At 65.0% G+C, this 10,501-nt stretch carries 10 protein-coding genes; 3 read left to right on the top strand and 7 right to left on the bottom strand.

The features are described 5' to 3' along the window. Positions 1-34: 34 nt before the first annotated feature. A complete protein-coding gene (locus tag QQ992_RS15990) occupies positions 35-412 on the top strand; it encodes a response regulator (protein ID WP_060499282.1) in 378 nt (125 codons plus the stop codon). Positions 413-568: 156 nt separating this feature from the next. Here the strand turns inward: QQ992_RS15990 and QQ992_RS15985 are convergent, their stop codons facing one another. From QQ992_RS15985 to QQ992_RS15975, 3 genes are read right to left on the bottom strand one after another with little or no spacing between them, the layout of a single operon-like run. Then, complete coding sequence (locus tag QQ992_RS15985; RefSeq protein WP_286110253.1) at positions 569-1,150, bottom strand: TetR/AcrR family transcriptional regulator; 582 nt, start codon at positions 1,148-1,150, stop codon at positions 569-571. Between the two features lie 12 nt (positions 1,151-1,162). Further along, positions 1,163-2,011, bottom strand: a complete 849-nt coding sequence (locus QQ992_RS15980; RefSeq protein ID WP_286110252.1) for a 3-hydroxybutyryl-CoA dehydrogenase — start codon at positions 2,009-2,011, stop codon at positions 1,163-1,165. 13 nt (positions 2,012-2,024) lie between these two features. After that, positions 2,025-3,209, bottom strand: a complete 1,185-nt coding sequence (locus QQ992_RS15975) for an acetyl-CoA C-acyltransferase family protein (RefSeq protein ID WP_105948409.1) — start codon at positions 3,207-3,209, stop codon at positions 2,025-2,027. A gap of 168 nt (positions 3,210-3,377) precedes the next feature. Here QQ992_RS15975 and QQ992_RS15970 point away from each other — a divergent pair, with 168 nt between their 5' ends. Continuing rightward, a complete protein-coding gene (locus QQ992_RS15970) occupies positions 3,378-4,388 on the top strand; it encodes an AraC family transcriptional regulator (RefSeq protein ID WP_286110251.1) in 1,011 nt (336 codons plus the stop codon). Positions 4,389-4,412: 24 nt separating this feature from the next. Here QQ992_RS15970 and QQ992_RS15965 read toward each other — a convergent pair whose 3' ends face one another. Then, positions 4,413-4,850 (bottom strand): carboxymuconolactone decarboxylase family protein, encoded by a 438-nt coding sequence (locus tag QQ992_RS15965; protein ID WP_105948411.1) that lies wholly within the window; start codon positions 4,848-4,850, stop codon positions 4,413-4,415. 201 nt (positions 4,851-5,051) lie between these two features. On the opposite strand from QQ992_RS15965, the gene QQ992_RS15960 reads away from it, so the two are divergent. Further along, a complete protein-coding gene (locus QQ992_RS15960) occupies positions 5,052-6,248 on the top strand; it encodes a cyanate transporter (RefSeq protein ID WP_286110250.1) in 1,197 nt (398 codons plus the stop codon). On the opposite strand, the gene pdxR is transcribed toward QQ992_RS15960, so the two are convergent. The 3 genes from pdxR to QQ992_RS15945 form a co-directional block, all read right to left on the bottom strand. Then, complete coding sequence (gene pdxR / locus QQ992_RS15955) at positions 6,241-7,674, bottom strand: MocR-like pyridoxine biosynthesis transcription factor PdxR (protein ID WP_286110249.1); 1,434 nt, start codon at positions 7,672-7,674, stop codon at positions 6,241-6,243. The two genes, QQ992_RS15960 and pdxR, sit on opposite strands and share 8 nt — an antisense overlap. 82 nt (positions 7,675-7,756) lie before the next feature. Beyond that, the gene (locus QQ992_RS15950) at positions 7,757-8,095 is read right to left on the bottom strand and encodes a hypothetical protein (protein WP_119370389.1); all 339 of its coding nucleotides are present in this window, start codon (positions 8,093-8,095) and stop codon (positions 7,757-7,759) included. Between the two features lie 200 nt (positions 8,096-8,295). Beyond that, positions 8,296-10,467 carry a malate synthase G gene (locus tag QQ992_RS15945; RefSeq protein WP_286110248.1) on the bottom strand — a complete coding sequence of 724 codons (2,172 nt, stop codon included), beginning with the start codon at positions 10,465-10,467 and terminating at the stop codon, positions 8,296-8,298. Positions 10,468-10,501: the final 34 nt, after the last annotated feature.

Here is a 10,501-nt window from a genome sequence, read left to right as displayed (position 1 = left end):
TGATGGCCAACTGTAAGCATTTCAAGGCGTTAACATGAGTGAAGATGCACAAGATGTGGTGCTGATCGTCGAGGATGAACCGGCGATTCGCATGATTCTGCGGGACTACCTGGCGGGCGAGGGGTATCACGTGCTGGTGGCCGAGGATGGCGAGCAGGCGTTTGCCATCCTGGCCAGCAAACCGCACCTGGACCTGATGGTGACGGACTTCCGCCTGCCGGGTGGCATCTCCGGGGTGGAGATTGCCGAGCCTGCGGTGAAGTTGCGGCCGGACCTGAAGGTGATCTTCATCAGTGGCTACCCGGCGGAGATTCTGGAATCGGGCAGCCCGATCACTCGCAAGGCACCGATCCTGGCCAAGCCGTTTGACCTGGATACCTTGCACGAGCAGATCCAGGCATTGCTCCGCTGAGATCAGACAGCTTGAGACCGGACACGGTCCCTGTAGGAGCGGCCTTGTGTCGCGAAAGGGCCGCAAGGCGGCCCCGGCATTTTTGCATCTGGCTTGATACCCGGGGCCGCTCCGCAGCCCTTTCGCGACACAAGGCCGCTCCTACAGGATCTGCGCTTACCTTAAGGTTCTTTCTATTCCCCCCATCAACATACTCTCCATCAAGCCCAGCCCCTGCTCCTCAGGCAGTGCCTTCAACATCCCCGGCAACTGGTTGAGCAGCGTCGCCACCACATGCGCCGTCGCCAGCAGGGCTTCCCCTTGCAGCTTCGCCTGGGGCGCAATCAGCCTCAGCAGCCCCGCCTCGTAACGCGAACGCAACAACGCCAAACGCGCCCGCTGCTCGTCACTCAGGCAGCACAAATCCCGCTCGGCCAGCCGAAACTGCATGGGCCGCTCGGCATGCAACTGCCAGTGCGCCGCAATCAGGCAGCTCAACGCCGAGGCCCCGCGCGCCATGGCCCGACGGCCTTGGTCCAGGGTGGCCTGCAGTTCCTCGTACAACTCCTCGATCAGGTCGTACAGCAAGTCCTGCTTGCTCGGGAAGTGATGGTACAGCGAGCCTGCGGTCAGCCCCACATGGGCCGCCAGCTCGCGCATGCTGACCTGGCCAAAGCCCTTTTCGGCAAACAGCGCCATGGCCCGGTCACGTCGCTCTTCAAAATTGGCACAGCGCATTGCGGCATTGACCGGGGGCATGGTGCAGGGTCCTCAATAGGTGAAGAAGCCGCGACCGCTCTTGCGCCCCAGCCAACCGGCCGCGACCATTTCCTTGAGCAGCGGGGCAGGGCGGTACTTGCTGTCGTTGAAGCCCTCATGGAAGGCCTCCATGATCGCCAGCAGCGTGTCCAGGCCAATCAGGTCGGCCAGGGCCAGTGGGCCGATGGGCTGGTTGCAGCCCAGGCGCATGCCGGTGTCGATGTCCTCGGCGCTGGCCAGGCCTTCCTGGCGCACGAAGATCGCTTCGTTGATCATCGGCACCAGGATGCGGTTGACCACGAAGCCCGGGCGGTTGCCGGCGGTGATCGGTGTCTTGCCGACCTTTTCGGTCACCACCAGCGCCTGGGCATAGGTGCTGTCGCTGGTCTGCAGGCCGCGAATGATCTCCACCAGCGCCATCATCGGCACCGGGTTGAAGAAATGCACACCAATGAAACGCTCGGGGTGCTCGATGCTGGCAGCCAGCTGGGTGACCGACAGCGACGAGGTGTTGGTGGCAATCAGGCAGTCGGCAGTGACGTTGGCCGCCACCTGCTGCAGGATGCGTTGCTTGAGCTGCAGGTTCTCGGTAGCGGCCTCGATCACCAACTGCGCACCGCTGAGCTGGGTGTAGTCGGTGCTGGTGCGAATGCGGGCTTTGGCGGCTGCAGCCTTGTCCGTCTCCAGGGTGCCTTTGTTGACCTGGCGCTCTAGGTTCTTGCTCAAGGTGGCCACGCCACGCTCCAGTGCCGCGTCGGAAACATCCACCAACAGCACTTGGTAGCCAGCCACGGCGCACACCTGGGCAATGCCGTTGCCCATGGTGCCGGCGCCGATCACGGCGATTTGTTCAATGCTCATGTGTCAGCCTCCCTCAGACGCGTTCGAAGACCACGGCGATGCCTTGGCCACCACCGATGCACATGGTGGCTAGCGCGTAGCGGCCCTGGATGCGCTGCAGTTCATGGATGGCCTTGGTGGCGATGATCGCGCCCGTGGCGCCCACCGGGTGGCCCAGGGAAATGCCCGAACCGTTGGGGTTGACCTTTTCCGGGTCGAAGCCCAGCTCGCGGGCCACGGCGCAGGCCTGGGCGGCAAACGCTTCGTTGGACTCGATCACGTCCAGGTCCTGCACCTTCAGCCCGGTCTTTTCCAGCACCTTGCGGGTGGCCGGGATCGGGCCCAGGCCCATCAGTTCAGGCTCGACACCGGCGTGGGCGTAACCCACCAGGCGGGCCAGCGGCTTCAGGCCCAGGCGTCGCACGGCGTCGCCCGTCGCCAGCACCAGGCCGGCGGCGCCGTCGTTGATGCCGCTGGCGTTGCCGGCGGTGACGGTGCCGTCTTTCTTGAACACCGGCTTCATGCCGGCCAGCTGTTCAGCGGTCACTTCGCCACGTACATGCTCGTCGACACTGAACTGCACGCTGCCTTTACGGGTTTTCAGTTCCAGCGGCACGATCTGGCTGTCGAAGCGGCCTTCGGCAATGGCGCGGGCGGCGCGGCGCTGGCTGGTCAGGGCGAGTTCGTCCTGCATTTCGCGGGTGATGCCGTGTTTGGCCGAGACGTTTTCGGCGGTGATGCCCATGTGGAAGTGCTGGAACGGGTCCTGCAGCACGCCAACGGTGTAGTCGATGCCTTGCAGGTCACCCATGCGCGCGCCCCAGCGTGCCTGTGGCAGCAGGTATGGGCCACGGCTCATGGATTCGGCACCGGCTGCAACGGCCACGTCGGTGTCCCCCAGCAACAGCCCCTGGGCTGCCGAAACGATGGCCTGCAGGCCCGAGCCGCACAGGCGGTTGACGTTGAACGCCGGGGTTTCCTTGGGGATGCCGGCGTTCATCGCTGCCACACGGGCCAGGTAGGCGTCACGCGGCTCAGTGGGGATTACCGTGCCCATCACCAGATGGCCAACTTGATCGGCGGCCAGGCCCGAACGCTCGATGGCAGCACGGGTAATGGTGCTGGCCAGGTCGGCCAGCGGCAGGTCCTTCAGGGAGCCGCCAAAGCCACCAATGGCTGAACGGACGGCACTGACGACGTAGATTTCTGCGTTGCTCATAGGGGCTCCGATTGCGAAGGCATGGCGGGACCGGGCCAGGCTCTGCGAGAATGGCCGGCGGTCCCGGAGTGGGATCGAGTCTAGGCAAAGGCTCTGTTGCAGCCTATGCCGGAACTGTTCAAACAACCTGGCACTTTTTGCCACTCAGCATAGACAGCGAAAACCGCCATGCGCGATAGCGATTCGGTCGCCGTGTACTTTCTCAACGCCATGCTCCATGCCCTGCGCGACAGCCCCGCCGAGCGTGATGCGCAGCTGCGTGCCGTAGGCATCGACCCACAGCTGCTGGAACAGCACCAGGCACGCGTGCCGGCCAGGGCCTTCGCCCAGCTCTGGCTGGCGATGATTCAACGGCTGGACGACGAGTTTTTCTGCCTCGACAGCCATGGCATGCCGCTGGGCAGCTTTGCCCTGATCTGCCGGGGCTTGATACTTGAACCGAACCTGGAAAAGGCCTTGCGCCAATGCATGGGTGGCTTCGGCCTGTTCCTGCGCGACCTGCGTGGCAGCCTGACGGTACGTGGCGGGCGGGCGCTGATCAGCGTTCAGTCGAACATTGCCGACCCGCTGACCCGGGTGTATGCCGAGGAAACTTACCTGGTGCTGATGATCGGCATGCTGTGCTGGCTGGCCGGGCGGCGCATTGCCATCGACCGTACCGAGCTGGCGGTGTCGCGCCCGGCCCAGGAGGACGACCTGCTGCTGTGGGGGCCAGACCTGCGCTTGGGCAGCGGCCGTACCGAGGTGGAATTCGACAGTGCCTACCTGCGGTTGCCGGTGGTACAGGACCTGCCAGCCTTGAAAACCTTCCTGCGCACTGCGCCACAGGGGCTGGTGATTCGCTTTCGTAACCAGAACGGGCTGGTGGCCGAGGTGTACCGGCGCTTGCGCGCACTGCGTTATGGCCAGTGGCCGACATTGGCGGCGCTGGCCCAGCAGCAGGGGGTTAGCGCCAGTACCTTTCGCAGGCAGTTGGACCGGGAGGGGCGTTCGTATCAGCAGATCAAAGACGAAGTACGCCGGGCGATGGCCTTCGAGCGCTTGCGTGAAGGGGTGTTGAGCATTGCCGAAATCGCCGAGCAGGCGGGGTTCCAGGAGCCCAGTGCGTTCCACCGGGCGTTCAAGAAATGGACCGGGCAGAGCCCAGGGAGCTATCGGGCGCGGTTGGCTGGGCGTTGATATATCACCCGTGCCGGTTAATGATCAGGCCGGCACCATCGCAAACCCGACACCAAACCGGTTCCAGGCATTGATGGTGGCAATCGCCAAGGTCAGGTTGGCCACCTCGGCCGGCTCGAAGTGTGCCTGCAAGGCTTCATATTCCCCCTGCGGCGCCCCACGCTCAGGCAAGCGGGTCAGGCTCTCGACCCAGGCCAGTGCCGCACGTTCACGCGGGGTGAAGTAGGCGGTCTCACGCCATACGCTCAACGTCTGCAAGCGCGCCTCGGTCTCGCCGGCCTTGCGCGCATCGTTGGCATGCAGGTTCACGCAGTAGGCGCAGCCGTTGATCTGCGATGCCCGCAGGCGCACCAGCTCCAGCAGGGAACTCTCCAGGCCGCTCTTGGCCAGGGCCTGCTCCAGGCCGACCATGGCTTTGTAGGCTTCGGGGGCGTGCTTGGCCCATTCGATACGGTTGTGCATGGCTGTCTCCAAAGGGTGTGGGGTGGGAATGGCACTACTGTAGCGCCGCCCTTTGGCCACCCCGATAGCCAATCCTGCGCATATGCAGGAGGCCAATCGACCATTCAGGTGGCCACTGACAGGCATCCAATCTCTTCATTTCTGCCAGGCTGACCGAGCCGGGATAATGGCCGGGTCTTGCTACAAGAGAACCGATTCACAATGAGAGCTGCGTTGAACCTGTTGCTGGTGATTCTGCTGGCGCTGAACTTGCGGCCGATCCTGACCAGTATCGGCCCGTTACTCGAACCTATGCGTGCCAGCACTGGCCTGGGCTACCAGCAGGCCGCCCTGCTGACGGCGTTGCCGGTGCTGTGCATGGGGCTGGTGCCGTTGCTGCAACCCTGGCTGCGGCGCTGGATCAGCGAGCATGGCGGCATGCTCGGTGGCCTGGCTGCGATTGCCCTGGCCTGCCTGTGGCGCCTGCAACTGGACAGCGCCTGGGCGTTGATTGCCAGTGCAGTGGTCGCGGGCCTGGGCGTGGCGGTGGTGCAAGGCATGATGCCAGGATTGGTCAATCGATGGTTCCCCGGGCGGCTGGCCGGGGCGATGGGCCTGTATTCGGCGGCACTGATGACGGGCGGCGGCCTGGCGGCCGTGCTTGGGCCACATGTCAGTGGCCACTTCGGCCACTGGCAGGCCGGCCTGGGCCTGTGGGCAGCCCCGGCAGTGCTGGCGGTGCTGGCCTGGGCCGTGCTGCGGCCACGCCAGGAGGCACCGAGGTTGGCGGGCGCTGCGGGTGGACACTGGTTTGGCACTCGCCGGGCGTGGTTGCTGGCCTTGTACTTCGGCCTGATCAATGGCGGCTACACCAGCATGGTGGCCTGGTTGCCCGCCTACCATATCGAGCACGGTGGCAGTGCCCAGGGCGGCGCCGACCTGGTCGGCCTGATGACCATTTTCCAGGTGGCCGGTGCGCTCGGCCTACCGCTGTTGCTGCGGCGCTGGGCAGACCGGCGCCCAGGCCTTTGGCTGGCGCTGGCGATTCAGCTGGCGGGCTTTCTCGGCCTGCTGCTGGCACCCACGGTGGCTGCAGGACTGTGGGTCGCCATGATCGGCTTTGGCCTGGGTGCCTGCTTCAGCCAGAGCCTGACGCTGACCCTGGAACACCTCAAGACGCCTGCCGAGGCCGGCAGCCTGGCGGCATTCGTACAGGGGATCGGCTTTATCATCACCGGTATCGTGCCGTACATCACCGGTTGGTTGCGTGACGTGAGTGGCGACTTCCAGGCATCGTGGACGCTGCTGACCGTGACCGTGATGGCGATGCTGCTGGTAACCGCCTGTTTCAACCCGCGTGGCTATGCTGCGGCCATCGCGCGCCCGCCCGCGACGGGCAGGGCCGCGCCGGTCAGCTGAGGCGTTGCAGGGTATCGCGCACCCGGTCCAGTGCCGGGTCGATGTCCAGCAGCTCGATAGCGCCAAAGCCCAGCAACAGCCCCGGGCGTACCGGGGCTTCGCTGAAGAACGGCGCCAGCGAATACAGGCCCACCTCCACCTTACGCGCCAGGTTGGCCAGTAACTCGACATCGACCCCGGGCTTGGCCAGCGCGCTGAGGTGGAACCCCGCGCTGGCGGGGATGGCGCTGAACCACGGTGACAGGTCGCCGCCCAGGCGCGCCAGGATACGTTCGCGGCGGGCGCTGTAAACCTCGTGGCAGCGGCGGATGTGCTTGTTCAGGTGGCCTTCGCCCAAAAAGCGCGCCAGCGCCCACTGCAGCAAGGTCGGGCTGTGCCAGTCACTGAGGTGCTTGGCCACGCAGGCCGCCTGCAGCACGGCTGGCGGCAACACGGCATAGCCCAGCCGCAGCTCGGGCAGCAACGTCTTGGAAAAGGTCCCCACATAGGCCACCAGACCATGGCGGTCGAGGCGCTGCAATGCGTCCGCTGCCGGCCCGTGGTAACGGAACTCGCAGTCGTAGTCGTCTTCGATGATCAACGCGCCCAGCTCAGCCGCCCGGTCCAGCAGGGCGTGCCGACGTGGCTCGCTCATGGGCATGCCCAGCGGGAACTGGTGCGACGGGGTTACATAGATCAACCGGGTGCCATCGGCGATGTGCTCGACACGCAGGCCTTCATCATCCACCGGAACGGACTGCACGCGCGCACCAAGGGCCAGGAACAGTTGCCGGGCTGGTGGGTAGCCGGGGTCTTCCATGGCCACTTGGCAACCGGGTTCCACCAGTACCCGGGCGATCAGGTCCAGCGCTTGCTGGGCGCCGTTGCACACCAGCAGGTCGGCGGCGCTGCAGTGCACGCCGCGGGCGTAGGCGATGTGGTGGGCAATGGCCTCGCGCAGCTCCGGCAAGCCCTGGGCCGTAAACTGCCGCTCGGGGTGGCGCTGGCTGCGGCGCAGGGCGTAGTTCAGGCAGCTGCGCCACTGGTCGAAGGGGAACTGCGCCTTGCTTGAAGCACCACCGATAAAGTCATAGCGGGAGGGCGCTTGCAGCTGGCGTTGGCCGAGCACGGTGGCGCGCTGCTGCCAGCGTTCGAGGGACACAGCGCCGGCGAGGGGGATGGTGGTTGATTCATGGCTACGCAGCGGTTGGCGCGGCGTGATGAAGGTGCCACGGCCGACCACACCGCTGAGCAGGTTGTCGTAGGTGAGCCGCGAATAGGCCTCGGCCACCGTCTTGCGCGACACGCCCAGTTGCTCGGCCAGCAGGCGGGTGGGTGGCAACTGGGTGCCGGCGGCCAGGTGGCCACTGTCGATACCGGCGCGCAGTTGCTGATAGAGCTGGTCGGCCAGGCCTTTGCGGCCTTCCAGGCGAATGTGCAGTTCCATGGGGCGGTCCGGAGCGGGAGAGTGCTCAGGATAGCGGATTGGTCAGGGAAGGGCATGGGGCTGCAAAGCAGCCCCAAAAAGCTCAGAGCCGGGCCGTACTCACAGTGATATAGCCCTTGTCGGCGACTGCGATGCGTATCACCGTTTCATCCGCTGGCGCCTTGCGGTTGCGCTTGATGCGCACGCCATCGACTGCGGCCGCTTTCAGGTGTTCCGCGATGGCCCGCCCGTTCGGGTCGAAGAACACCTCGCTGGCCAGCAACTCGATACGCTCGATCAGTTGCCGGGAGTGTTCGTCGGTGGCGCAGAAGAACATCACCCCCGACAGGTGCGGATCCTCTTCGGGGTTGCAGATGTCATGGGCCAGCATTTCGCACAAGCTGCTGCGCAGTTCGGCAATGGAGCGGGCGTAAAGGTGCATACGGAGCCTCCTCTGGATCGCGACCTTGCGTTTTCCAGTGCCGATCTTGTTTTTTGCGTGCAGAGGCAGCAAGCAGGATGCTTCCGAAAACACTGTGGGAAATTTCTGAAGGCGCCGGAATACCACCCCTGACTGGCCGGCGGCAGATGTTTGCTGCCGGCGCGACACAAGGCCGCGCCAGCAGCACCGCGCAGCTTGGGCTAGCGTTGAGCCTGCTGCTTGAACCGCAATCGCCAGCCATGCAGCAACGGCTCGGTATAGCCACTTGGCTGCTCGCGCCCCTTGAACACCAGCGCTCGGGCGGCGCGAAACGCATGCGATGCCTCGAAGTTGGCCGCCATTGGCCGGTACGCCGGGTCCCCGGCATTCTGTTGGTCTACCACCTTGGCCATGCGTTGCAGCGTCGCTTCGACCTGCTCGGCACCCACCACACCATGGTGCAGCCAGTTGGCGATGTGCTGCGCTGAAATGCGCAGGGTGGCACGGTCCTCCATCAGGCCTACATCGTGGATGTCCGGTACCTTGGAGCAGCCGACCCCTTGTTCGACCCAGCGCACCACGTAACCGAGGATGCCCTGGCAGTTGTTGTCCAGCTCAGCCTGGATATCGTCGGCACTCCACGGCCGCTCGGGGCTGACCGGTACGCTGAGCAGGTCGTTCAGCAGCGCGTGGCGCTGGGCGTTCAGATCGACTGCTTCCAGCGCCTGCTGTACCGCTGCCACGTCTACCTGGTGGTAATGCAGCGCATGCAGCGTTGCGGCCGTCGGCGAGGGCACCCAGGCGGTGTTGGCACCGGCCTTGGGCTGGGCAATTTTCTGTTCGAGCATGGCCGCCATCAGGTCGGGCATGGCCCACATGCCCTTACCGATCTGCGCCTTGCCGCGTAAGCCGCAGGCCAGCCCCACCAGCACGTTGCTGCGTTCGTAGGCCTGGATCCAGGCACTGCCTTTCATGTCGCCCTTGCGCAGCATGGCACCGGCTTCCATGGCGCTGTGCATCTCGTCCCCGGTGCGGTCGAGGAAGCCGGTGTTGATGAACACCACCCGTGATGCCGCACTGGCGATGCAGGCTTTGAGGTTGACGCTGGTGCGCCGCTCTTCGTCCATGATGCCCATCTTCAGGGTATGCGCAGGCAGGCCCAACAGGGCCTCGACGCGACCGAACAGCTGGTCGGCAAAGGCCACTTCGGCCGGCCCGTGCATTTTCGGCTTGACGATGTACAGGCTGCCTTCGCGCGAGTTGCCTCGGCGCTTGAGGTCGTGCAGGCCGATCAGGCTGGTGACCACGGCATCGAGGATGCCTTCCGGGATTTCCCGGCCATCGCGGTCGTGGATCGCCGGGTTGGTCATCAGGTGGCCGACGTTGCGAATGAACAGCAGCGAACGGCCCGGCAAGGTCAGTGGCTGGCCGTTTGCACCGTGATACTGGCGGTCGGCGGCCAAGGTGCGGCTGAAGGTTTTGCCGCCCTTGCTGACCTGTTCGCTGAGGTCGCCTTTCATCAGGCCCAGCCAGTTGCGATAGACATTGACCTTGTCGTCGGCATCGACGGCCGCCACTGAGTCTTCGCAGTCGATGATGGTGGTCAGTGCGGCTTCCAGGAGGATGTCCTTGACCCCGGCCAGGTCCTGCTGGCCGATGACGTTGGTCGGGTCGATCCGGATTTCGAAATGCAGTTGGTGGTGCTGCAGCAGGATCGCGGTTGGCGAGTTCGGCTCGCCTTGGTAGCCACGCACTTGTGCGGGGTTTTGCAAGCCAACCTGGCGGCCATCGGCCAGGGTGACCTGCAGTGCGCCCTGGTTGACCGCGTAGGCCTTGGCGTCGCTGTGTGAGGCGCCGGCAAGCGGGGCTGAGGTATCGAGGAACTGCCGGCCATAGGCAATCACCTTGGCGCCGCGCACCGGATTGTAGCCTTGGCCGCGCTCGGCACCCGCGGTTTCGGCGATGGCATCGGTGCCGTAGAGGGCATCGTACAGTGAGCCCCAGCGGGCGTTGGCGGCGTTGAGGGCGTAGCGGGCATTGCTCAGCGGCACGACCAGTTGCGGGCCGGCTTGTACGGCGATCTCGCGGTCGACGTTGTGGGTGCTGATTTGCACGTTTTCGGGGGCATCCACGAGGTAGCCGATGCCTTGCAGGAAGTGCCGGTAGGCGGCCATGTCGCGGATCGGGCCGGGGTGCTGGCGGTGCCAGCTGTCCAGTTCGGCCTGCAGGCGCTCGCGTTCGGCGAGCAGGGCACGGTTTTGCGGGGCCAGGTCGTGGACCAGGGTGCTGAAGCCTTGCCAGAAGTGGGCGGCTTCGATGCCGGTGCCGGGAAGCACTTCGTCTTCGATGAAGCGCTGGAGGGTGGGGGCGATCTGGAGTTGATGGTTTGGCATTGTCTGTTCGCTCGGTGTTCAGTCTGCTCGATAT

Origin of the sequence: Pseudomonas kurunegalensis (assembly GCF_030291635.1) — a bacterium.
Classification (GTDB): domain Bacteria; phylum Pseudomonadota; class Gammaproteobacteria; order Pseudomonadales; family Pseudomonadaceae; genus Aquipseudomonas; species Aquipseudomonas monteilii.
The sequence above is the reverse complement of the archived record's forward strand: the minus strand, read 5'-3'. Positions and strand labels throughout refer to the sequence as shown.

What these genes read in the sequence shown, in the direction of transcription:
- QQ992_RS15990 (WP_060499282.1), top strand. Translation starts at nt 35, where the DNA reads ATGAGTGAAGATGCACAAGATGTGGTGCTGATCGTCGAGGATGAACCG.
- QQ992_RS15985 (WP_286110253.1), bottom strand. Translation starts at nt 1,150, where the DNA reads ATGCCCCCGGTCAATGCCGCAATGCGCTGTGCCAATTTTGAAGAGCGA.
- QQ992_RS15980 (WP_286110252.1), bottom strand. Translation starts at nt 2,011, where the DNA reads ATGAGCATTGAACAAATCGCCGTGATCGGCGCCGGCACCATGGGCAAC.
- QQ992_RS15975 (WP_105948409.1), bottom strand. Translation starts at nt 3,209, where the DNA reads ATGAGCAACGCAGAAATCTACGTCGTCAGTGCCGTCCGTTCAGCCATT.
- QQ992_RS15970 (WP_286110251.1), top strand. Translation starts at nt 3,378, where the DNA reads ATGCGCGATAGCGATTCGGTCGCCGTGTACTTTCTCAACGCCATGCTC.
- QQ992_RS15965 (WP_105948411.1), bottom strand. Translation starts at nt 4,850, where the DNA reads ATGCACAACCGTATCGAATGGGCCAAGCACGCCCCCGAAGCCTACAAA.
- QQ992_RS15960 (WP_286110250.1), top strand. Translation starts at nt 5,052, where the DNA reads ATGAGAGCTGCGTTGAACCTGTTGCTGGTGATTCTGCTGGCGCTGAAC.
- pdxR (WP_286110249.1), bottom strand. Translation starts at nt 7,674, where the DNA reads ATGGAACTGCACATTCGCCTGGAAGGCCGCAAAGGCCTGGCCGACCAG.
- QQ992_RS15950 (WP_119370389.1), bottom strand. Translation starts at nt 8,095, where the DNA reads ATGCACCTTTACGCCCGCTCCATTGCCGAACTGCGCAGCAGCTTGTGC.
- QQ992_RS15945 (WP_286110248.1), bottom strand. Translation starts at nt 10,467, where the DNA reads ATGCCAAACCATCAACTCCAGATCGCCCCCACCCTCCAGCGCTTCATC.